Origin of the sequence: Lentzea sp. NEAU-D7, from assembly GCF_026242055.1 — a bacterium.
Taxonomy (GTDB): Bacteria; Actinomycetota; Actinomycetes; order Mycobacteriales; family Pseudonocardiaceae; genus Lentzea.
The window spans coordinates 260,747-282,464 of the sequence record NZ_JAPJDL010000011.1; the positions used below are offsets into that span (position 1 = coordinate 260,747).

Below are 21,718 nucleotides of genomic sequence, written 5' to 3' on the forward strand. Positions count from 1 at the left end.
CGCCGCCCCCCCCCCGCCGGGCCGCCCCGGGCGGCCCCCCGGGGCCGGCGCGGCACCCCCGGGGCTCGTCTCAGCGTGCGTTGACGTGCAGCGCCAGGGCGGTTCCCGCGCCGAGCGTCGTCGTGAACCTGCCGGAGGAGTCGACGGTCACGCGGACGCAGCCGTTCTCCTGGACGTTGCAGTAGCTCCCGGCGGGCAGCGCGGTCTGGAACGTGCGGGTCACCGCGAACGTCTCGCGGTTGATCGCGACGAATCCCTTGCTGCCGCGGCCGAACGCGATCAGGTCGAACCCGTTGTCCTGCCAGTTGTTCACGTCGGTGCCCGCCACGGTGTTGCGGAACGCCACCATGTTCGCGATCTGCGTCCAGGCGTGCTGGCACTTCCAGCCGCTGTAGCAGACCGAGTTGCCGGGCGGGCCCGCGTCCTTGTCGCTGAACTCGTAACCCGAGTACACCTGCGGCGCACCGTAGTTCCACGCCAGCATGAAGACGTTCGCCAGCGTGTAGGTCGAACCGTCCTTGTACGTCAAGGTGGAGTTGTTGCGCTCGGTGTCCCAGTTGTCGACGAACGGCCGCGCCTGACCGCTGGGCAGGAAGCCCCACGGCTGCCCGAAAGTCTTCAGGTAGGCCAGGTTCTCGTTGTTGAAGATCCGCTTGAGGTCGTAGGCGTAGCGGAACTCGTCCACGTCACCGGACCCCGTGTACTCGCCGGGCTGCACGGCCTCGCCCGCTCCGTAGATCACCTCGTGCACCCAGAACACGGCGGGGTTGCTCAGCTTCCCCTTGATCGCGGCGAGATCGCCCGCGGCCATGTGCTTGGCCGCGTCGATGCGGAACCCGTCGACGCCCATCGCGATCAGGCGGTTCAGGTACGCGGCGATGGCCCCGCGCACGTACTCGCTGCCGGTGTCCAGATCGGACAGACCGACGAGCTCGCAGTTCTGGACGTTGAAGCGGTCCTGGTAGTTGCTGATCGGCGAGCGGCACGAGTGGAAGTCCCAGTCGCTGTACACGCCGGGGTAGTTGTACTTGGAGTAGCCGGTACCGCCGGTGCCCGTGCCCGATCCGGCGCTCATGTGGTTGATCACCGCGTCGGCGATGACCTTCACACCCGCGTTGTGGCAGGTGCTGACCATGTTCCGGAAGGCGTTCTCGTCACCGAGGCGCCCGGCGATCCGGTAGCTGACGGGCTGGTAGCTGGTCCACCACTGCGGACCCTGGACGTGCTCGGTCGCGGGGGAGACCTCGACGTAGCCGTAGCCCTTGGGGCCGAGGACGTTGGTGCACTCCGCCGCCACGCGGGCGAACGGCCACTGGAACAGGGTGACGGTGACGTCCTTGGCGCCCGGTGGCGCCGCAAGACTTTGCACCGGTGTGGACAGTCCGACGATCAGCAGCACCGCGAGAAGGGTGCGTGAAACTGAGGAAACCACGTTGTCTCCTTGTGTGCAGGGGTTCACTGAAGGTCGTAGCATCCGCAGGCACACCGGGCAAAGCGTTGCAAGAACTTTCTGGAGCAATTCGGCCTAGTGCGCGCGCCGCACGAGACCGGGTAAGGTCTCGATCATGACGAAGAGAATCGAGTCTTCCTCCGCCAGGTGAGCGAGCGCAGCGAGCGGACGCTCGCCCTCCTCGAACTGCTGGCGCGGTTCGCCGCGGATCCCGCGCTCACGCCGCAGGCCTTGCACGACCAGGTCCTCGCTCTCGATCCTGACGAGGAAGCCGTGCTGCGTGGCAGCTGTCGAGCCCGCTTCGAACCCGTGGCACCGCTCGTCCGCGCGGCCAGGTGGTTCCTCTCCCGGAGCACGGACGACCGCGTTCGCCTCCTCGGCCTGCGGCTGCTGGAGGGCGAGGCGGAACTGGGCGACGTCCCGGACGTCATCGCGGCCGCAACGAATCCGGGCCTGGCCAGAGTCGCCGTCCAGGTGCTGGTGAAGATCGAAGGTGCCGAGCACGACGCCATCCGGTTCGCCGAGGAGCACTCCGGCGACGCGCTCCACGCGGCCGTCCGGGTGCTGATCGGCCATCCCGATCCGCAGGTGCGGGACTGGGTGCGGTCGCACGGCGGCCGGGGCAGTATCGCCAGGAGGATCGCGGAGTCGCACGACCTTCGTGGCCTGCTCGACCAGGCGGACGTGACGGATCGGTTGTGGGATCAGGCCGGGGCGTTGCTGTACGGCATGAGCCGCGCGCACGGCTACTCGGTGCTGCACGAGTACCAGGACGCGATCGCCGTGTGCCGGCGCTGGGTCGAACTCGCCCACCTGCGGCCCGCCACCCACGACCGGGCCGCGGCGCTGACGGCCCTCGCCGACGAGTTCGCCACCGGCCACGCGGCGCTGGTGCTGGGTGACCTGCGCGTCGAGCTGGTCGCCACCCTGAAGGACGTCCTGACCGCCTGGATCGAGGAGCTCGGTCCGGTCAGCGCCTGGATCGCTCAGCGGGCCGCCGCGCTCGACACACCCCGCTCCGGGTTCGCTGTGCGCGTCGTGACGCACGAACCGAAACCGGTCGGCATGGCCGAGGCCAGGGTGGTCATCGACGGCGTGCCGATCGCCGCGCGGGTGTTCGGCTGCTTCGAGGCCGACCCGCCGGAGTGCGTGATCCCCCAGTTGGCCGCCACGGCTGAGCCGAAGGAGATCGTCGTGGACGAGAACGACGGTGCCGAGCTGCGCGTCACGATTGTGCGCGAGGGTGACGAGGTGGTGTGGCGGGACTGGAAGTGCCAGATCATCGGCAGGTTGCCGCAGGACGTCCCGTTCGACGCCGGGGAGTACGACCGCGAGGTCGCCCGCTTCACGCACGACCACAGCTGGGAATGGCCGGCCAGGACGGTGGCACGGCTGCTCAACGAGAGGCTGCGTGCGGATCCGACGGTCCTGGGCCGGTGGGACTGCGTCCGCGGCAGGTGCCACGCCACGTGGGACAGCCAGGACGTGGCGGAGCTCGACTTCTCCTACCCGGACGCGGACCCGTACGTCACCTTCCGGCTGGCGGTCGACGTGACCGGCCGCGATCCGGAAGAAGTGGCCGACGAGGTGTTCGCCGCGCTGGTGGCGTCCGATCCCAAGGTCACGACCGGAATGGTCGGCCTCGACGGCAGAGACCGTGCCGCGCTCGTCGGCCTGCCCTACCGCCCCTACCGCCGGCTCACGAGCAGGTAGCGCTCGTCCTCGATCGGGCGGCCCCACAGGTCCTCGCTCGTCAGCGGGGTGACCACGGCCTCCGCGCGCACCCCGAGCACGAGCTCGCGGGTCTGCGCGGAGGTCAGTCCCGCTCCGGTCGACCACCGGCCCTCCACGAGCAGCAGGACGCCGTCCGGTTCCAGCAGGGACACCCACTCCGCCAGTGCCGCCGCCGGATCCGGCAACGCCCACAGCACGTGCCGTGCCAGCACGACGCCGAACGAGGCCCTGGGGTGCGGCGGGTGAGCCGCGTCGCCGGTGCCGAACTCGACGGCCACGCCCGCGGCCGCCGCCTTGGCACGCGCGATTCCCACCATCTCCTCGGAGAGGTCCAAGCCGTGCACGTCGTGACCGGCTTCGGCGAGCAGCACCGACAGGCTGCCGGTGCCGCAGCCGAGATCGACGACCGAGGACGCCGCGGGGACGAGCGACAGGAGGAGCCGTGCCCAGGCGTCACGCACCCGCGGATCGCGCAAACCGTGGTCAGGTTCGTCGTCGAACGCAGCGGCGTGCCGGTCCCAGAACTCCCGTGTCGTCACGATTTCAGTTTTGCTTAAGGGACCATCAAGCCTTGCCCAAATGAGATGCGGTCTTCGTCGTACGGTCCCTAACCTCGCTTCATGAGGCTTGTGCTCTGGTTCACACTCGCTTGCGCCTGCGCGCTCAGCGGTGACCACGCGCTCGCAGCCGTCCTGGTTCTCCTCCTCGCCGGCTGCGCTACCGACCGCGTGCGCTGAACTGTTCAGCCCCGGCTGTACAGTTCGGTTCATGCTGACCTGTGAGACGCGGGAGACCGCCCTCGCGCGGCTGGGCCGCGCGCTGGCCGACCCGACGCGGTGCCGGATCCTGATCGCGCTGCTCGACGGCCACGGCTATCCGGCGCAGCTGGCCGAGCGGCTGGAGCTGACCAGGTCGAACGTCTCGAACCACCTGTCGTGCCTGCGCGGCTGCGGCCTGGTCGTCGCGACCTACCAGGGCCGCCAGGTGCGTTACGAGCTGGCGGACCCGCACCTGAAGCGCGCGATCAGCGAGCTCCTGGACGTCGTGCTGGCCGTCGAGCCCGGAGCGGACTGCGCCGATGAGTGACGCCTGCTGCGCGCCCGTCGTGGACGGGCGCAAGCTCCTGCTCCAGCGGCGGGTCCGGATGTTCGTCGCCGCCACGATCACCTACAACGTGGTCGAGGCGGTCATCGCGCTCGCGGCCGGCTCGGTGGCGGGGTCGACGGCGCTGATCGGGTTCGGGCTGGACTCGGTGATCGAGGTGGCGTCGGCGACCGCGGTCGCCTGGCAGTTCGCCGGGCGCGACCCCGAGAAGCGCGAACGGACGGCGCTCAAGGTGATCGCCGTGTCGTTCTTCGCGCTCGCGGCGTACGTGAGCGTCGAGTCCGTGCTGTCCCTGGTGCAGGGCGACCGGGCCGCGCACTCGACGGTCGGCGTCGTGCTCGCGGCGGTGTCGCTGCTGGTCATGCCGTGGCTGTCCTACGCCCAGCGCAGGGCCGGTCGGGAACTCGGGTCCGCGAGCGCGGTGGCGGACTCGAAGCAGACGCTGCTGTGCACCTACCTGTCCGCGGTGCTGCTGGTGGGCCTCGTGGTGAACAGCCTGTTCGGCTGGTGGTGGGCCGATCCGCTGGCGGCGCTCGTGATCGCCGCGGTGGCGGTCAGGGAAGGTCGTGAGGCGTGGCGGGGTCACCACTGCTGCTGACCTGCTTGCGGGCGACGAGTCGTTCCACCACCCCGAGCTTGAACCGCTCCCGGTGCTCGACGGTCAGGCCGCGGGCCACGACCAGGTGCAGCGGGCGGCGCAGGAAGTGCTCGCCCGCCATCGGCACCGTGATCCGCTCCACGAGCCACTGCGCGCCCCGCGCGAGCCGGGACGAGCTGGCGACGTGGTCGACGAGAACCAACCGCCCACCGGGCCGCAGCACCCGAACCATCTCGGTCACCGCCGTCTCGTGGTCGGGGATGGCGCACAGGCCGAGCGTGCACACGACGGTGTCGAACGCGGCGTCGCCGAACGGCAGGGCGTGCGCGGTGCCCTGCCTCAGGACGACGTCCAGGCCGAGCCGCGCCGCGCGGGACCGGGCGAGCTCGAGCATCCGCTCGCTCAGGTCCAGGCCGGTCAGCGCGACGCCGGCGGGGTAGTGCGGCAGGTTGAGGCCGGTGCCGACGGCGACCTCCAGGACCTCCCCGGTGGCCCGGGAACAGGCCCACTGGCGGGAGTCGCCGAAGACCCGGCGGTCCAGGACGCCGATCTCCGCGTCGTAGTTCGCCGACTTGCGGTCCCAGTACCTCTGCCAGCGGGTCTGATCCATGCCGCCCAGCCAACACGAACACTGGACAGGCCGCGCGAAGAAGGCTAGATCTGCCCCGGTGCGAGTCGTGGTTGTCTCCGGGGGCGATCCCGGTCATGTGGTGCCGGCCATCGCGCTGTGCCTGCGGTTCACGGAGGCGGGCGACACCCCGGTCCTGCTGACGGGGGAACGCTGGGTCGAGCCCGCCCTCGCCGAGGGGATCACGGCCTCGCGAGTGCCCGGCCTGTCGCTGGACGACCTGAGGGACGCGCCGGACCTCGGGCGCGCGCTGCACGACCAGGCCGCGACGCTCGCGTTGGCGCTCGCCCCGCACCTCGCCGCGTTGGAACCGGATCTGGTCGTGTGCGACGTTCTCGCCCTGGGCGCGAGCATGGCCGCGGAACTCGCCGGTGTGCCGTGGGTGCAGCTGTCGCCGCATCCGCTCTACGAACCCTCGAAGTGGCTGCCGCCGATGGGGAGCGGGCTCGCCGCCGGGGCCGGCGTGCGGGGCAGGCTGCGCGACTCGGTGCTGCGGGCGCTGACGGCCAGGTCGCTGCGCCAAGGGGAACGGCAGCGTGCCGTTGTGCGGCAACGGATCGGGCTCGACGCCCGGGGAACGGGTCCGGCGGCGCGGTTGATCGCGACGTTGCCCGCGCTGGAGGTGCCGCGTCCGGACTGGCCGCGTGACGCGCACGTCGTCGGGCCGCTGCTGTGGGAGGCGAGCAAGGAGACGCTGACCCCGCCGCCGGGTGACGCACCGCTGGTGGTGATCGCGCCGTCGACGGCGTGGACCGGGACGCGGGGCATGGCGGAGATGGCGCTGGAAGCGTTGCGGGACAAGGGTGTGCGGGCGGTGGTGTCGACGTTCGCGCCCGCCCCGGACGACCTGCCGTCGTGGGCGCGGTCCGGGCCCGGTGACCAGGACGCGCTGCTGCGCCAGGCCGCGGTGCTGGTGTGCGGTGGCGGGCACGGGATGCTGGTCAAGGCGTTGCGGGCCGCCGTTCCCGTGGTGGTGGTGCCCGGCGGTGGCGACCAGTGGGAGATGGCGTGCCGGGTCGCGCGGCAGGGGAGCGGCCTCGTCGTGCGGCCGTCCACTGTGGAGGGACTGGAAGGCGCCGTGACGCGGGTGCTGGGGGACCCCGGCTTCGCCGCCGCGGCGGCTCTGGCGGCGGCGATGATCGCCGATGTTCGAGATCCTGTGGAGGTATGTCGGACTGCGTTGAGTCTTGCGCGTTGAGAGCGCTCCCACTTCAATGAGCTCATGCGCGTGTCAATGACGATGCTCGTGGTAGCGGTGTTGACGATCTCGACGGCAGGGCCCGCGGTGGCACGGCAGGACCGCGCGGCGGCACCTGACCCGTACCCCGCGGTGGGGGCCGGCACGAACTTCCTCGACCACGCGGGGCTGCTGGGCGACGTCCCGGAACCTGCCTGGTACGAGGCCAACATCCCGTTCGTCGACCTGCCGGACCGCGTCATCCGGGACACCTACTACTACCGCTGGCGGACCTACCGCGAGGCGCTCAAGTACACCGGCCCGAAGGACGGCTGGATCGTCTCCGAGTTCCTCGGCCCGGTCGGCTACTCGGCCCCGAACGGCGGCATCGTCGCCGCGGCCGGCCACCACGTCTACGAGGGCCGCTGGCTGCGCGACCACCGCTATCTGGACGACTACGTCGACTACTGGCTGCGCGGCTCCGGCGCGGGTCCGAAGCCCGCGACCGACTTCCTCAACGAGAACACCACCGACTGGGCCCACCAGTACTCGTTCTGGGCCGCCGACGCCGTGGCCGCCCGTGCCGCCGTCGATGGGCGCTCCCGTTTCGCCACGGACCGGTTGCCCGAGCTCGTGCGGCAGTGGCAGCGCTGGTCGCCGCAGTTCGACCAGCAGCTGGGGCTCTACTGGCAGACGCCGGTGTGGGACGCGATGGAGTACACGGTCAGCTCGTACCAGAGCCCCGATCCCTACCACGGTGGCGACGGCTTCCGGCCGACCCTGAACGCCTACCAGTACGGCGACGCGCGGGCGATCGCGCAGCTGTTCGAGGCGCGGGGCGACGCCGCCGGCGCACGCCCGTTCGAGCAGGCCGCGGACGCGTTGCGGGCCAACCAGGAGCGGTGGCTCTGGGACGACGCGGGCAAGTTCTACAAGCACGTCATGCGCGACGGCAACCCCGGCCGCACCAAGCTCGCCGACCGCGAGGCGATCGGCTTCGTGCCGTGGTACTTCCACATGCCACCGGCGGCGAACAGCGCGGCGTGGGCGCAGCTGACCGACCCGCAGGGGTTCGCCGCCCCGTACGGCCCGACCACCGCCGAGCGCCGCAGCCCGTGGTTCATGCGCGACGCGCTGAACGGCTGCTGCCGCTGGAACGGCCCGAGCTGGCCGTTCGCGACCAGCCAGACCCTGACCGCGCTGGCGAACCTGCTCATCGACTACCCGGCGCAGTCCTACGTCGACCGCGACGACTACCTCGCGGTGCTGCGCGGCTATGCGCTGACGCAGCGCAAGAACGGCGAACCCTACGTCGCCGAGGCGCACCACCCCGACGAGAACCGCTGGCTGTACGACGGCAAGGGCCACAGCGAGGACTACAACCACTCGACGTTCAACGACAACGTGCTGTCCGGCCTGCTCGGCATCCGGCCACAGCTCGGGAACGCGGTGTCGATCGCGCCGCTGGTCCCGGACTCCTGGACCCACTTCGCCGCCGAGAACGTGCCGTACCACGGGCACAACCTGACCGTGCTGTGGGACAGGGACGGCAGCCGCTACGGCAAGGGCGCCGGCCTGCGGGTCTGGCTCGACGGCAGGCTCACGCACACGCAGGCCGGCCTGGCGCCGGTGCGCCTGACGATCCCGGCGCGCACCTCCGCGGACGTCCCGGAGCTCGTCGACGACTTCGCGAACGTCAGCCGCACCGGCTTCCCGGCCGCCCGCGCGTCCCACAGCTACAGCGCCGACCCGCCCGCCAAGGCGATCGACGGCCAGGACTTCCACCTCGACGTGCCCGGCACGCGCTGGACGTCGTACGGCAGCCCGAACTCCGCGGACTGGCTGGAGGTCGACCTGGGCGCGCCAGCACCGATCTCCGATCTGCGCGTCGTGTTCTACGACGACGGCGGGGGAGTGCGCGTGCCGGCGACGTTCGACCTGCAGTACTGGGACGGCCAGTGGCGTGACCTCCCCGGCCAGCGGAGAACTCCTGCGCAACCGGTGGCACGCCGGCTGAACCGCGTTCTGGTGGAACCGGCGGTGACCACCAGCCGGGTGCGGATCCTGCCGAGCCGGGCGGACGGCGGAGCCGTCGGCATCACGTCGTTCTCGTCGTGGCGGTCACCGGTCCGGGGGCTGCGCGCCTCGGTGCCGGACGATCTCGCGGTCCGCGCGGGAGCCGTCGAGACGACCACGACCTTGCAGGCACAGCAACCGTTGCGCGGTGTCCGCGCGACGCTGGCCGTGCCGCCGGGGTGGAGTGCGGTGCCCCTGTCCTCGGCCCACGCTGCGCAGCTCGGGACGGGCCGGAGTCTCGTCACCCGGTGGCGCATCACGGCACCTGCCGACCTGCCACTGGGGGAGCGGGCCCCGATCCGTTTGCTGGCAACGGCTTCCGGCGACAGTGGCGTCACGTCGGCGTTGAGTTCCGCGCAGACCGTCTTCGATCCTGCCGCCTACTCCTCCGTCGTCTGGGACGACACGTTCGAGACGGACCGCCTCGCCTCGTACCGCGTGGACGGTCCGTTCGGCGAACCGCCACCGGCGTTGGAGGTCGCGGACGGCGTGCTGACCGCGAGCACCGGAACGCGTGCCGGCGCGGTGCTGGGCGCGCCGGTGACCGGTGCCGTCCGAGGCACGGCGGTCGTCGTCGAACCCCGGTCGTTCGCGGGCTCCGCGCCGGAGGACAGCCTGTTCCTCGGGCAGACCGCCGGGAACCGCGACTTCGCCCTGGCCTGGTTCAACAACGCGGGCAGGGCCTCGGGCGTGGACGTGACCGTGGCCGGCGTCCGCCGCGGTGACGAGGCCACCGGCGGCTGCTGCGCGACACTGACCTGGGCACCGGGCGACCGGCTCGCCGTCGTCGTCGAGAACGGCCGGCTGACCAGCTGGCAGGAACACGCCGGCCGGTGGACGTTGCTGCGCTCCGCGCCGATCGGGTCCTTCGTGGATCCCCCGGTCGTCGCGGGCTGGGCACCGGCTCTCGGCCTGCGGCTGGACGCGGGCGCGCTCACGATCGACCGCTTCACCGTGCGGTCGAGGACCTAGCCGCAGACGCGCTCGACCAGGACCTGCCAGCTGTCGATCAGGTCGTGCACCACGGCTCCCAGGTCGGGCGCGTCGCCGTCCTGCGCTCGCAGGTAGAGCAGGACCGGCCCTTCCAGCGCGGCGACGAGTTGTAGGGCGAGGCTGCCACTGGCGGCCTCGTCCGGACAGGCCTCGCTCAGGAGCATCTGGACGTGGAACAGCGAAGGGCTGTCACGAGCGGGAACGGGCTGGCCGGGGTCCAGCGAGGCGCGTGCCAGGACGATGTGCTCGACCAGGAACTCGAGCCGGGCCCGTCCGAACGCGACCAGCCGCTTCGCCGCCGGCGCCCCGGGACCCAGCGGCGGCGGCCCGGCCAGCACCCGCTGCTGGAAGAGCTTCTCCTCCTCGTCCAGCAGGGTGTGGAAGATGCCCGCACGGGTGCGGAAGCGCCGGAACACCGTGCCCTTGCCCAGCCCGGCGCGTTCGGCGAGGCCGTCCATCGTGACCTTGTCGGCGCCCAGTTCCGCGACCATCTCCCGGGCGACCTCGATCAGGTGGGCACGGTTGCGCGCGGCGTCGGCCCGCTCCTCACGAGGACGGCCCAACGGCAGCGCGACTGGTTCCACGGCCTGCACGCTACCCGGTGACCTCGGGCGGGGCTGTCACGAATCGAAGCGCCACCTCGTCCACCTGCTGAAGCCCCGCAACGCGAACGAAGGACCGTCTCGTGAAACTTCTGCTCGACCGGATCAGCCTGGCCTTCATCGCGGCAACGTCCGCGTACGTCGGCGTCTTCGCCTACTTCGCCACGAGGACCTGGTTCGACACGTTCCCGGGGTTCGGACTGCGCTGGCTGCCGCAACTCGGTCCGTACAACGAGCACTTCGCCAAGGACATCGGCGCGGTCTACCTCGCGTTCACCGCGCTGAGCCTGATGGCGCTGGCCCACGCGAGGAAACCGGCCGTCGTGCCGCTGGCCGGCGCCACGCTGCTGGTGTTCAACACCCTGCACTTCCTCTACCACCTGACGATGCTGCACGTGTACGAGCCGCTCGACCGGGCGCTGAACGTCGTGCTGCTGGGGCTGCTCGTGGTGGTGTCCGTCATCCTCGTGATCCCGGCGAAGGCTGTCACGAATCGAAAAGTCGCTGCCTGATCTCGGCCTTCAGCACCTTGCCCACTTTGGACCGGGGCAGGTCCGGCCAGATCTCCACCTGCTTGGGCGCCTTCACCCCGCCCAGTTGCTCCTTCACGAACGCGATCAACGATGCCGGGTCGGCGTTGCCCGCGGCGCGCAACTGCACGACCGCCGTCACCCGCTCGCCCCACTTCTCGTCGGGCAGCCCGACCACCGCGCTGTCCTGGACCGCCGGATGCGCCCGCAACGCCTGCTCCACCTCGGCGGAGTACACGTTGAACCCGCCGGTGATGATCATGTCCTTGGCGCGGTCGACGATGAACAGGTAGTTGTCGGCGTCGAGGTACCCGATGTCACCGGTGTGGTGCCAGCCGTGCGCGCTCACCTCGGCGGTGGCCGCCGGGTTCTCGTGGTACCCGGCCATCACCAGCGGGCCGCGCACGACGATCTCGCCGCGTTCACCCGCGGGCAGCAGCGCACCGTCCGCGGCCATGATCGCCACCTGGGTCAGCGGAGTCGGCCTGCCCGCCGACGACAACCGCTCGTGCGCGATCGAGCCGTCGGGCAGGAAGTGGTCGGCGGGGGCCAGCGTGGCGATCATGTTCGGTGCCTCGGTCTGCCCGAACAGCTGGCCCATCACGGGCCCGATCCGGTGCAGCGCCTCGGTGAGCCGCACCGGGGACATCGGCGCGGCGCCGTACCAGAGGCACTGCAGCGAACCGAGGTCCGTCGAGTCGAGGGCCGGGTGGTCGAGCAGGCCGTAGATCACCGTCGGCGGCAGGAACGCGTGCGTGATGCGGTGGTGCTCGATCAGCCGCAGGAACTCGCCGAGGTCCGGCGCCGGCATGATCACCGTCTCGCCGCCCAGCGACATGATCGGGAACGTCAGCACGCCCGCCGAGTGCGTGAGCGGGGCGAGCGCCAGGTAGCGCGGCCGGTCGCCGAACGGGTAGCTCATCAGGGTGAGCGCGGTCGCGGTCTCCAGGTTGTGCCCGGTCAGGCGCACGCCCTTGGGCCGCCCGGTCGTGCCACCGGTGCCCGCCAGCACGCAGAGGTCGTCGTCGGCCACCGCCACCGGTTCCGGCTCACGTCCGAAACGCGCGAGCCAGTCGGTGAACGCGACCGCGCCCTCCACCTCGCCGTCCAGGCACACCAGCGTCGTCAGCGCGGGCAGGTCACCCCGGATGCGGTCGACGAGCGGGGCGAACCTCGCCTGGAAGAACAGGCAGCGGCACCCGAACAGGTCGAGCAGCTCGCGGTTCTCCGCCGCTTCGTTGCGGGGGTTGACCGGGCACCACACCGCCCCGGCCCGCGAGATGCCGAACACGCAGGTCAGCGCCAGCGGGTCGTTCGCCGACAGCACGGCGACCCGGTCGCCCGGCCCGATCCCGCTGCCCTGCAACGCTCCCGCGATCGCCCGGGAGAGCCGCTGGACCTCCGCGTAGCTCTGCGAGGAGCCGTCGATGGTCAGACAGGGGGCGTCGCCTCCGAGCGACGCCCCCTTGTCCAGGTAGTCGCAGAGCCGCATCAGCGGTGCACTTCGAGGATCGGGTCGAGCACCAGGCCGAACGACCGCAGCGCTCCCAGCAGCTCCCGGTGCCCGAACGCCTGGCAGCCCGACGCGAACCCCGTCCGGCGCGGCGCGTCCTGCAGCAGGTGCACGGCGGCGTGCACGTTCAGCAACGCCGTCTGCTTGTAGTTGCAGTTGCCGTGGATCACGCAGTGCGCGCGGCCCAGCGGACCCGAGGCGTGCACGGAGTCGAGCGAGATGTTGATCCGCGGGTTCTCGCGCGGCGGCATCTCACTGCGCACCTGCGCGGAGAACGCGTCGACGATCTCGTACTTCTCCGCGTCCGACTTGCCCTCCATCTGCTCCAGCGCCGCCGCGACGATCTGCGGCACCCCGAGCATCAACGGCCGGTTGAACACGCCTCCGAGCGCCCGCACCGACGCGACGCGCGGATCCCTCTTGAACCACACCGGATGCGCGGTCCCGCCCCACGGCAGCGCCAGGCCCAGTTCGTGCTGGCCGGGCACGACGAGCTCGTAGAGACCCGCGTCCGCCGGCCATTCCACGTACTCGTTCTGCTCCAGGTAGTAGGCCTTCGAGAACGCGGCGTTCGTGAGGATGGTGTTGGTGGAGGCGACGGTCGGATACCCCTTCCAGAACACCCCGATGTCCAAGGTGTCCAGTCCGGGCTGCTCCAGGCAGATCTGCGCGGCGATCTCGCCGACCGTGTACATCTGCGCGATGCCGGGGGAGATCAGCAGGCCCTGCTTCGCGAACTCGGCGCCGTACCGCGCGTCGGCGTCGATCATCCAGTCCTGCTCGCCGTTGGTGTCGGTGTAGTGCGCGCCGACGTTCAGGCTCGCCCGCACGGCTTCGTGGCCGTAGCGGGAGAAGGGGCCGACGGTGTTGAGCACGACCTTGGTGCCGGTGAACGCCTCGGTCAGCGCCTGCTCGGTGTGCTCGACCTCCGCGACGTCGTAGGAGACCGTGTCGATGCCGGGCACGGCGTCGACGGCCTCCTTGACCCTCTTGCCGTCGCGGCCGGCGGCGAGGAACGGGATCCCGTACTCGCGCAGGTACTCGCAGATCAGGCGTCCGGTGTAGCCGGAGGCCCCGTAGACCACTACGGGCTTGTCGGTGGGCATCGCGTCACATCCCCATGCCGCCGTCGACCGGGAGGCCCGCCCCGGTGATGAACTTCGAGGCGTCGGACGCGAGGAACACCACAGCGTCGGCCATGTCGTCGACCTGGCCGAGCCGGCCGAGCGGCGTGAGCTCCACGACCGCGCCCACGGCGGCCTCGACCGACGGGAACAGGCCCAGCTGGGCGCAGTCGACGGCCAGCTGGTTGCCCATCGCGGTGGGGGTGAGGCCGGGGTAGATGCAGTTGACGCGCACGCCGTAGCCGAGCTTGCCGGACTCCGCGGCCGCGACCCTGGTCAGGCGGTCGATCGCGGACTTCGTCGCCGAGTAGACGCTGATGCCGGGGAAGGCGATGGTGGCCGCGACGGACGCGACGCTGATGATCGAGCCGCCGTTGCCCGCGGCTCCTCCGGGGCGCATCGCGCGCAGGCCGTGCTTCATGCCGAGCGCCGTGCCCAGCACGTTCACGTCCAGCATCCTGCGGACGTCCGCGGGGTCGAGTTCGGTGATCAGGCTGGTGATCTCGATGCCCGCGTTGTTCACGAGGATGTCGAGCCCGCCGAGCGCGTCGACGGCCGTGCTCACCGCTGAGGCCCAGCCCGCGTCGTCGGTGACGTCCAGCGGCACGAACTCCGCCGTCGCTCCCGAGTCGCGCAGCGCCTGGGCGGTCTGCTTGCCCTCGTCCTCCAGGACGTCGCCGATCAGGACGGACGCCCCGGCCGCCGCGAGAGCCTGCGCCATGCCCGCGCCCAGCCCTCGTGCACCTCCGGTGACCAGCGCTTTCCGCCCGCTCAGCTGATAACTCGTCATTGAGTCGCCTCCTCGGTGAGATGGCTCACACCCTAGCTACTCCTTGACAGTCGTCAAGTTTTTCTTTGACGACTGTCCAAGATTTTTTGGACGAATGGTCAAGATTCGTCGCGGTGGGGGTTACGATCCAGGACGTGACAGAAGTCGCTTCGCGCAAGCAGGACCGCCTCGCCCGCCGGCAGGTCGACAAGTTCGACGCCCGGCGGACCGAGCTCGCCGTGGCGACGCTGCACACGCTCGCCGAGCTGGGCTACGCCCGCACGAGCCTGCGGGAGATCGCGCAGAACTCCGAGTTCTCGCACGGTGTCCTGCACTACTACTTCGAGGACAAGCGCGACCTGATCACCGAGGCGGTCCGCCAGTACGAGGTCGTCTGCGTGACGCGCTACGACGAGGTGGTGGCCACGTCGACGACGGCGGAGCAGCTGCGCGCCGAGTTCGTGGCGATGTTCTTCGACACCCTCGGCCGCGACGCGCCGCTGCACCGCCTCTGGTACGACCTGCGCAACCAGAGCCTGTTCGACGGGTCGTTCCGCGCCGACGTGCTGGAGATCGACGGCCACCGGCAGGACATGGTGTGGCGGGTCGTCAGCCGCTACGCCGAACTGCTCGGCGGCACGCCCGCGGCGTCGCCCGGCACCACCTACGTGACGCTCGACGGCATCTTCCAGCGGGCTCTGCTGCACCACTTCACCGGGAATTCCGGCACCGTGGCCCAGCTGCGCGCCGAGCTGCCCGCCGTGATCGACCTGCTGGTGACCAAAGCCGAATAGCGGCCGTATCGCGGAGATATCAGAAACCGCATACGGGCCGGCAACGCCGTGTCTCCTTGAGTGGGAGGCATGGCAACAGGCATCACGATTTACGGGTGCGAGCAGGACGAGGCTGTCCTGTTCCGGAGAATGGCACCCCGCTGCGGCGTGACGCCGACCATCACCGAGGCGCCGGTGTCCGAGGCCAACGCCGAACTGGCCCGCGGAAACCAGTGCGTCAGCGTCGGCCACAAGTCCCGCGTCACCGAGTCCGCCCTCCTGGCGCTAGGCCGCGTCGGGGTCCGGTACATCTCCACCAGGAGCGCCGGCTTCGACCACATCGACGTGGAGTGCGCCGAGAGCCTCGGCATCACCGTCGGGAACATCGCGTACTCGCCCGACAGCGTCGCCGACTTCGCGGTGATGCTGATGCTGATGGTCGTACGCGACGTGAGATCCGTCCTCAGGCGCGCCGACCTGCACGACTACCGCCTGAACGCGGTGCGCGGCAGGGAGTTGCGCGACCTGACGGTCGGCGTGGTCGGCACCGGGCGCATCGGTGTGGCGGTGATGGACCGGCTGCGCGGCTTCGGGTGCGGCGTGCTGGCCCACGACACCCGGCCCCGCAACTCGGCCGACTACGTGCCGCTGGACGACCTGCTGCGGGTGAGCGACGTCGTCACGCTGCACACGCCGTTGAACGCGGGAACACACCACCTCCTCGACCGCGACCGCATCGCGCTGATGAAACGCGGCGCCGTCGTCGTCAACACGGGACGCGGCCCGCTCGTCGACACCAAGGCTCTGGTCGAGGCGCTGGAAAGCGGCGGTCTCGGCGGAGCGGCGCTGGACGTTCTCGAAGGTGAGGAAGGAATCTTCTACACCGACTGCCGGGCTCGTGAAATCGACAGTGAGGCGTTGCTGCGACTGCGGCGGCTGCCGAACGTGCTGATCACTCCGCACACCGCCTACTACACGGACCACGCGCTGAGCGACACCGTGGAGAACAGCCTCATCAATTGTCTGAGCTTCGCGAACGGGGGAATGCGATGACCAAGGTGAAGATCGGAGTCGTCTTCGGCGGGACGTTCGAGGAACATCCCGTCTCGGTGAAGTCCGCGGGGGAGGTCGCGCGGAACCTCGACCCCGCGAAGTACGACCCGTCCTGGATCAAGATCACCCGCAGCGGCGACTGGAAGCTCTGCGCGGGCCCGGACGCCGAGGACGGCCGCCCGGTCGTGCTCGGACCCGGAGGCCTGCTCGTCCTGGGCGACGGCCGGTTCGAGCGGAGGGGCCTGGACGTCGTGTTCCCCGTGCTGCACGGCAGGCAGGGGGAGGACGGCGCGGTGCAGGGTCTGCTCGAACTGGCGGGCATCCCGTACATCGGGTGCGACGTCCAGAGTTCCGCGCTGTGCATGGACAAGTCGCTCACGTACGTCGTCGCCCGCGGCGCGGGTGTCGCGACGCCGACGTTCTGGACCGGCACGCCGGACTCCCCGGCCTATCCGGTCTTCGTCAAACCGGCCCGGTCGGGTTCGTCGTTCGGCGTCACCAAGGTGTCCACTGAGGACGAACTGCAGGTCGCGCTGGAAGTCGCCCGGCAGTACGACTCGAAGGTCGTGGTCGAGGAGGCCGTGGAGGGCAGCGAGATCGGCTGCTCGATCCTGGGCACCGGAGACGACCTGGTCGTCGGTGAACTGGACAGGGTCGCGCTGACCCACGGCTTCTTCCGGATCCACCAGGAGAGCACTCCCGAGACCGGTTCGGAGAACTCGACGTTCGTCGTGCCCGCGGACATCCCGGCGGAGTCCCGCGCGCTCGTGCGGGAGACGGCGAAGGTCGTCTACCGCGCGCTGGGTTGCTCGGGTCTCGCGCGGGTGGACATGTTCCTGACACCGGACGGGGAGGTGGTCCTCAACGAGGTCAACACGATGCCCGGCCTCACCTCCTACAGCCGGTACCCGAGGATGATGGCCGCCGCGGGACTGCCGCTCGGTGACGTGATCGACCACCTGGTGTCCCTGGCGCTGACGGGAAAGCTCCGGTGAACGCGGGCTTCGTCTTCGTGGACGTGCCCGGGATCCGCTGGGACGCCAAGTACGCCACGTGGGACAACTTCACCGGCAAACCCGTCGACGGTTACCTCGTCAACCGGATCGTCGGCACGAAGGCGTTGGTCGCGGCTCTGACGATGGCGCAGGAGAAGGCCGAGTCGCTCGGTTTCGGCCTGCTGCTGTGGGACGGCTACCGCCCGCAACGCGCCGTCGACTGCTTCCTGCGCTGGGCCGCGCAACCCGAGGACGGCCGCACGAAGGCGCGTCACCACCCGCACATCACCAGGGCAGAGATGTTCGAACAGGGGTACGTGGCGGCGAAGTCGGGCCACAGCCGCGGCAGCACCGTCGACCTCACGCTCTACCACCTGGGCACCGGTGAGCTCGCCGCGATGGGCGGCGGCCACGACCTGATGGACCCGATCTCGCACCACGGTGCCGCGGTCGGTGAGGCCGAAACGGCGAACCGGCAGCACCTCTGCTCGATCATGGAGGCCTGCGGGTTCCGCCGCTACGACAGCGAGTGGTGGCACTACACGCTGATCGACGAGCCCTATCCGGACACCTACTTCGACTTCCCGATCGGCTGAGCGGCCGCGTCACGGTGCGGCGGGCAACCGCACCGTGACGCGCAGCCCACCTTCTGCCCGCGGCGTGAGCGTGAGGGTGCCGTCGTGCGCGTGCGTGATGCTCTTGACGATCGCCAGGCCGAGACCGACTCCCGCGTGGTCGCGGCGGACGCGTTCGGTGCCGCGCTGGAACGGCTCGGTCAGCGTCGACACCAGCCGGTGCGTGAGCAGTTCACCGGTGTTCTCCACGGTGAGCGTGACGAACGCCGGCCCGGCGGCCGTGCTGGTCCACACGGTGCCGCGGTCGTTGTGCACGATCGCGTTGTGCACGAGGTTCGTCGTGATCTGCAGTAGCAGCGCCGGTGAACCGGCGGCGAAGGCGGCGTCGCCGGACGTCTCGACGGCGACGCCGTGCTTCTCCGCCAGGGGGAACAACGTCTCGACGGCCTCCTCGGCCACCAGCGACAGGTCGACGCGCTCGCGGGTGAACGTCCGCTGGTCGGCGCGGCTGAGCAGGAGCAACGCCTCGGTCAGGTCGATCGCCCGCGCGTTGACCGAGTGCAGCCGGTCGACGAGCTCGTCCGCGTCGCGGTCCCTGCGCGCCACGTCGAGCAGCGTCCGGGTGATGGCCAGCGGCGTGCGCAGTTCGTGCGAGGCGTTGGCCGCGAACCGCTGCTGCTCGGCGACGTGGGTCTCGAGCCGCGCGAGCATGGCGTCGAACGCGTCGGCGAGCTCGTGGAACTCGTCCGCGCGACCCGGCAGCTCGATGCGGTGGGAGAGCGACCCTCCCGCGGCCATGCGCGTGGCGTGCGTGATGCGGTCGAGCGGGGCGAGCACCCGTCCCGCCAGGAACCAGCCGCCGACGAGCCCGAACCCCAGCAGGAAGCACAGCACCCCGGCGATGAACGGGCCGAACGAGGCCAGCAGCCGGTCGCGGTGGATCCAGAAGTCACCGGTGGGGGTGTGGAGCCAGCCGTCCGGCAGCAGGTACGTGTAGTAGACCAGCACCGCGGCCATCAGCAGGATGCCGGTGATCATGAGGAAGCTCGCGTAGCTGATGGTGAGCTTGAGGCGGACGCTCAAACCCGGTGCCCTGTCCACCGCCCCGAGGCTAGGACAACACCCGTATCGCCTGCGTATCCGTCCTGGCCGTGGGCGCGCCAGACCATAGGCGTAGCGGGCCCGGCGGGCCGGGAGCGACCAAGAGCAGAGGGGGCATCAGCCGGTAGCTCTCGGGGAAGTGTTCGCTAGCCGAAGCTCATCAGTGGAACGGCGTGTCTGGCCTGGTCAGGTGGACTGTCGGCGGTTTCGTCGACGAGGCGTTCGCATTGATTGGGAGCAATTTGGGAGCGCAGGTGCTGAACACATTTCGAGATGCAGAGGTGGTCACCAGGCTTCGTCGGGGTCTTCCATGGTCCAGGACCATCCGCCGTCCGCCTCCCAGCGGCGTTGGAGCTGTTCGAGCATCCTGCCGATCATCGCTTCGGTCACGTGCGAGTACCGGTCGTCAGTCGAACTGCGTTTGTGTCCCAACCGCTCCAGTCTCAGCACGCGTGGCACGTCGTCCTCGATGAGCCAAGTCTCCTGTGTGTGCCGGAGATCGTGGAAGACCATGCCCTCCTTCAGCGGAGCCCAGCCGAGCGCTTCGTTGCCAGAGACGGCTGGCAACCAAGCGCGCGCCCGGAAGTTGGCGCGACGTTGAAGCAGGCCCGTCTCGTGGGGAACACGAATCGCGAGTCGGGATTGCGTTCGCGATGCGCGAGCAACTCGTTCACGAGGAATGGCGGCAGGTGCACGTCGCGGGCGCTGGACGGCGTCTTGGGTGGCCCGAGAGTGGGCTTGCGTCCCCCAATTTCGTGCAGCGCGCCGAACTCAGGATCCACGGTGATGCGCGGATTCGAGTCCAGGTGAGTCCTGATCCACTGCAGTCCGGTCAGCTCGCCCCAGCGTAGGCCGGTGTAGGCGGCTGTGATCACCAGCAAGCCGTCATCGGGGTGCATTCGCGCTGCGAGCGCGTCCACTTCGTCCGTGGTGGCGTGAGGTCGTTCTGGTGAATCGGCGAAGACGATCCGCAGCTTCCGGCAGGGGTTCGAACCGATCAGCTTCTCGTCGACCGCCTCGCCTATGATCTGGGAGAAGAGCTTGAAAACATCCCGTGCACTCTTGTCGGCGAGCTTCGACCGCAGTGTCCTGTTAACCCAGCCCTTGACCTCGATCCGCTCGATGTCGCCGAGCGCGGTGCCGGACCAGAACGGCAGGATGTGGGTGCGCAGGTGCGAGTCGTACTTCGACCATGTGGTCGGCCTCACATTGTGCGCGTCAGACCATTTCCGAATCCACTCGTCGATCGTGGTCTTCTCGAGACGTGGATCGACAAATTGTTTCCGCCGTTGGTCAGATTCCACGTCTAGTGCGCGTTCTTCAGCCGACGCCTCGGTTGCGTAGCCGTTCTCGGAGTAGACGGCTCCGTCTCCTAGGCGGTAGCGAACACGCCAGACGTTGCCGTGTTTCTCTGTCCACGCCATTTCTTCTCCATTTGAGTCGCGCTTGTCGGGTGCGCCGAATAGGTGTCACCTAGATGAACGCTCGTTTCGAGGAGAAGGGCAAGCTAAATGTGTTCATTGTGTTCCGGGTTCCGGCGTTTTGTGGTGCGACGTGGACGTGTCTTTGCGCTAGTCGAGTTCGCTGGCTGTGCCGCCGATTCTGCAATTTTCTCTATGTTGTCCCGAGAAAAACGCAGGTGTTTACCCAGAAAAGTGCACGGTACTGCTCGACGTGCGGCTCGTCGGCGCAGCCAAGACTCCCGCACCTGCAGCTGCGCTGCCGCTTGAGCTGGGGTGAACAGGACCTGCGTGGTTGTGGTCGCCAGGTGGGTCGTCGCCGGGTGATCTTCGGCGGCGGCGGTCTGCTTAGTCACCGGGCCGGAGCAGCTCGGCGCTGGCGATCCTGAAGATGACGGTCGAATTGGCAGTGTCATCAGGCACGCCCTTCTGGAGGGGTGCTCTCGGCCGATGTAGAGAGCGCCGTTGGCACCTCTTAACTCCGGATGGGAAGGCTTCTCGGGACAGCTGACTCAAGGCTCTGCACAGCGCCCGTCAGGGGACGTAACAGCGGCGAACGCCCCTAACGTGCGCGGCTGCAGCTGCTGCACGGGTCCTGGCCGCAGACGGGCTGACGGCGGAGGACGCGGCCGTGCTGACCTCAGGCTGATCCGGCGACAACGCGCGGGCACTAGCTGCACGCGCGACTTCGTGAACTTGCCGCTGATGTGGATCCGGCGTTGGCGCAGCGGATCCACCTGAGCATCGACCCCGTCCGAGCGGCTGCTCCGAGGCATCGTCGCTCCAGAGCCACCTAGTGAGCCTGGACCTCACTGACCGGACTTCCGCACTGCCCGATGTACTGCAAATCTCTCGCCCTGGTCCGGCAGGCTGACTCCGAAGCCTTGCGTAGCACCCGACACATGGCCGCTCACGCCTGGGCCAAGACCGAGGCCGCAGTCTGGTCCGCTTGGGCAATCGAACGTTCACCGCAGCGATGGCTCCGATCCTCATGCCTCGCGACATGCCCCGAGTGATGGCGCTGGCGGTCGCGTTCGATGTGACACTCACGCCGTCGTCGTGAATGACCCCACATGCGGTCGTCAGCGACTGGGGGTCTACTGGTCCCAGCATGACCTTGGCCTTTTTCGGCCGTTGTCCAGACCAGCGCCGCAGTGCTGAGCATCAGTCTGTAGAGCGCCCCGTTCGACAACCCAAACGCACCACGGTGCACGTAGCCCACCCTTGACCGGTTTGACGTCGGCCGTTCGGTGGTCGCGGGCTGGTCTGCGGAGCACTTTTGGCGGGAAGTGTTGAGGGACTTACTGTCCTGGACGCCGTTACTGACGATGTTGCCGCCATCGTTCGATCCGGAGCCCGCGTCCCCGCACGGTGAGATCCACCAGTACCGCGCCGGCCCCGACTCTCGCTAGGCCTCGACGTGTGGCGGCGACGATACACACAAGGCAGTGTTCAACGCGGGC

At 69.5% G+C, this 21,718-nt stretch carries 19 protein-coding genes; 10 read left to right on the forward strand and 9 right to left on the reverse strand.

The features are described 5' to 3' along the window. Positions 1-70: 70 nt before the first annotated feature. Entirely contained in the window at positions 71-1,432 is a 1,362-nt protein-coding gene (locus ORI60_RS23655) for an alpha-amylase (RefSeq protein ID WP_266036753.1), read from the reverse strand. Between the two features lie 165 nt (positions 1,433-1,597). Between ORI60_RS23655 and ORI60_RS23660 the strand changes: the two genes are divergently transcribed. After that, complete coding sequence (locus ORI60_RS23660; protein ID WP_266036754.1) at positions 1,598-3,163, forward strand: hypothetical protein; 1,566 nt, start codon at positions 1,598-1,600, stop codon at positions 3,161-3,163. Here the strand turns inward: ORI60_RS23660 and ORI60_RS23665 are convergent. Further along, complete coding sequence (locus ORI60_RS23665; RefSeq protein ID WP_266036755.1) at positions 3,139-3,723, reverse strand: class I SAM-dependent methyltransferase; 585 nt, start codon at positions 3,721-3,723, stop codon at positions 3,139-3,141. The genes ORI60_RS23660 and ORI60_RS23665 overlap by 25 nt on opposite strands. 229 nt (positions 3,724-3,952) lie before the next feature. Here ORI60_RS23665 and cmtR point away from each other — a divergent pair, with 229 nt between their 5' ends. Together cmtR and ORI60_RS23675 are read left to right on the forward strand one after the other, a co-directional pair. Next, complete coding sequence (gene cmtR, locus ORI60_RS23670; RefSeq protein ID WP_266036756.1) at positions 3,953-4,270, forward strand: Cd(II)/Pb(II)-sensing metalloregulatory transcriptional regulator CmtR; 318 nt, start codon at positions 3,953-3,955, stop codon at positions 4,268-4,270. Further along, a complete protein-coding gene (locus tag ORI60_RS23675) occupies positions 4,263-4,886 on the forward strand; it encodes a cation transporter (RefSeq protein ID WP_266036757.1) in 624 nt (207 codons plus the stop codon). The genes cmtR and ORI60_RS23675 overlap by 8 nt, the downstream gene beginning before the upstream one ends. On the opposite strand, the gene ORI60_RS23680 is transcribed toward ORI60_RS23675, so the two are convergent. Then, positions 4,843-5,496, reverse strand: a complete 654-nt coding sequence (locus tag ORI60_RS23680) for a class I SAM-dependent methyltransferase (RefSeq protein ID WP_266036758.1) — start codon at positions 5,494-5,496, stop codon at positions 4,843-4,845. The two genes, ORI60_RS23675 and ORI60_RS23680, sit on opposite strands and share 44 nt — an antisense overlap. A 58-nt stretch (positions 5,497-5,554) precedes the next feature. On the opposite strand from ORI60_RS23680, the gene ORI60_RS23685 reads away from it, so the two are divergent. After that, entirely contained in the window at positions 5,555-6,712 is a 1,158-nt protein-coding gene (locus ORI60_RS23685) for a glycosyltransferase (protein ID WP_266036759.1), read from the forward strand. A 24-nt stretch (positions 6,713-6,736) separates the two neighbouring features. Next, complete coding sequence (locus ORI60_RS23690; protein ID WP_266036761.1) at positions 6,737-9,739, forward strand: MGH1-like glycoside hydrolase domain-containing protein; 3,003 nt, start codon at positions 6,737-6,739, stop codon at positions 9,737-9,739. Here the strand turns inward: ORI60_RS23690 and ORI60_RS23695 are convergent. After that, positions 9,736-10,344, reverse strand: coding sequence for a TetR/AcrR family transcriptional regulator (locus ORI60_RS23695; RefSeq protein WP_266036762.1), 609 nt, complete (start codon positions 10,342-10,344; stop codon positions 9,736-9,738). The two genes, ORI60_RS23690 and ORI60_RS23695, sit on opposite strands and share 4 nt — an antisense overlap. A gap of 101 nt (positions 10,345-10,445) precedes the next feature. Between ORI60_RS23695 and ORI60_RS23700 the strand changes: the two genes are divergently transcribed. Then, on the forward strand, positions 10,446-10,874 hold the full coding sequence (locus tag ORI60_RS23700) for a hypothetical protein (RefSeq protein ID WP_266036764.1): 429 nt from the start codon (positions 10,446-10,448) through the stop codon (positions 10,872-10,874). Here the strand turns inward: ORI60_RS23700 and ORI60_RS23705 are convergent. Genes ORI60_RS23705 through ORI60_RS23715 form a run of 3 tightly spaced genes read right to left on the reverse strand, consistent with a single transcriptional unit; the run spans position 10,849 to position 14,319 of the window. Further along, positions 10,849-12,384, reverse strand: a complete 1,536-nt coding sequence (locus tag ORI60_RS23705; protein ID WP_266036765.1) for an acyl-CoA synthetase — start codon at positions 12,382-12,384, stop codon at positions 10,849-10,851. The genes ORI60_RS23700 and ORI60_RS23705 overlap by 26 nt on opposite strands. Beyond that, positions 12,384-13,511 (reverse strand): DUF5938 domain-containing protein, encoded by a 1,128-nt coding sequence (locus ORI60_RS23710; protein WP_266036766.1) that lies wholly within the window; start codon positions 13,509-13,511, stop codon positions 12,384-12,386. Before ORI60_RS23710 ends, ORI60_RS23705 begins: the two co-directional genes overlap by 1 nt. Before the next feature lie 4 nt (positions 13,512-13,515). Further along, on the reverse strand, positions 13,516-14,319 hold the full coding sequence (locus tag ORI60_RS23715) for an SDR family NAD(P)-dependent oxidoreductase (protein ID WP_266036767.1): 804 nt from the start codon (positions 14,317-14,319) through the stop codon (positions 13,516-13,518). Positions 14,320-14,453: 134 nt separating this feature from the next. Between ORI60_RS23715 and ORI60_RS23720 the strand changes: the two genes are divergently transcribed. The 4 genes from ORI60_RS23720 to vanX all read left to right on the forward strand — a co-directional run bounded on the left by ORI60_RS23720 (position 14,454) and on the right by vanX (position 17,715). Further along, positions 14,454-15,092 carry a TetR/AcrR family transcriptional regulator gene (locus ORI60_RS23720; RefSeq protein ID WP_266036768.1) on the forward strand — a complete coding sequence of 213 codons (639 nt, stop codon included), beginning with the start codon at positions 14,454-14,456 and terminating at the stop codon, positions 15,090-15,092. A 69-nt stretch (positions 15,093-15,161) separates the two neighbouring features. Beyond that, complete coding sequence (locus ORI60_RS23725; RefSeq protein ID WP_266036770.1) at positions 15,162-16,124, forward strand: D-isomer specific 2-hydroxyacid dehydrogenase family protein; 963 nt, start codon at positions 15,162-15,164, stop codon at positions 16,122-16,124. Next, on the forward strand, positions 16,121-17,119 hold the full coding sequence (locus ORI60_RS23730) for a D-alanine--D-alanine ligase family protein (protein ID WP_266036771.1): 999 nt from the start codon (positions 16,121-16,123) through the stop codon (positions 17,117-17,119). Before ORI60_RS23725 ends, ORI60_RS23730 begins: the two co-directional genes overlap by 4 nt. Beyond that, on the forward strand, positions 17,116-17,715 hold the full coding sequence (gene vanX, locus ORI60_RS23735) for a D-Ala-D-Ala dipeptidase VanX (RefSeq protein WP_266036772.1): 600 nt from the start codon (positions 17,116-17,118) through the stop codon (positions 17,713-17,715). The genes ORI60_RS23730 and vanX overlap by 4 nt, the downstream gene beginning before the upstream one ends. 9 nt (positions 17,716-17,724) lie before the next feature. On the opposite strand, the gene ORI60_RS23740 is transcribed toward vanX, so the two are convergent. Continuing rightward, positions 17,725-18,795 (reverse strand): sensor histidine kinase, encoded by a 1,071-nt coding sequence (locus tag ORI60_RS23740; RefSeq protein WP_266036773.1) that lies wholly within the window; start codon positions 18,793-18,795, stop codon positions 17,725-17,727. A gap of 521 nt (positions 18,796-19,316) precedes the next feature. Then, a complete protein-coding gene (locus tag ORI60_RS23745) occupies positions 19,317-20,219 on the reverse strand; it encodes a tyrosine-type recombinase/integrase (RefSeq protein ID WP_266036774.1) in 903 nt (300 codons plus the stop codon). Between the last annotated feature and the right edge of the window lie 1,499 nt (positions 20,220-21,718).

Bases quoted from the DNA above. Each gene is read 5' to 3' on its own strand.
- ORI60_RS23710 (WP_266036766.1), bottom strand. From the start codon at position 13,511: ATGCCCACCGACAAGCCCGTAGTGGTCTACGGGGCCTCCGGCTACACC.
- ORI60_RS23745 (WP_266036774.1), bottom strand. From the start codon at position 20,219: ATGGCGTGGACAGAGAAACACGGCAACGTCTGGCGTGTTCGCTACCGC.
- ORI60_RS23725 (WP_266036770.1), top strand. From the start codon at position 15,162: ATGGCAACAGGCATCACGATTTACGGGTGCGAGCAGGACGAGGCTGTC.
- ORI60_RS23705 (WP_266036765.1), bottom strand. From the start codon at position 12,384: ATGCGGCTCTGCGACTACCTGGACAAGGGGGCGTCGCTCGGAGGCGAC.
- ORI60_RS23680 (WP_266036758.1), bottom strand. From the start codon at position 5,496: ATGGATCAGACCCGCTGGCAGAGGTACTGGGACCGCAAGTCGGCGAAC.
- cmtR (WP_266036756.1), top strand. From the start codon at position 3,953: ATGCTGACCTGTGAGACGCGGGAGACCGCCCTCGCGCGGCTGGGCCGC.
- ORI60_RS23675 (WP_266036757.1), top strand. From the start codon at position 4,263: ATGAGTGACGCCTGCTGCGCGCCCGTCGTGGACGGGCGCAAGCTCCTG.
- ORI60_RS23730 (WP_266036771.1), top strand. From the start codon at position 16,121: ATGACCAAGGTGAAGATCGGAGTCGTCTTCGGCGGGACGTTCGAGGAA.
- ORI60_RS23715 (WP_266036767.1), bottom strand. From the start codon at position 14,319: ATGACGAGTTATCAGCTGAGCGGGCGGAAAGCGCTGGTCACCGGAGGT.
- ORI60_RS23690 (WP_266036761.1), top strand. From the start codon at position 6,737: ATGCGCGTGTCAATGACGATGCTCGTGGTAGCGGTGTTGACGATCTCG.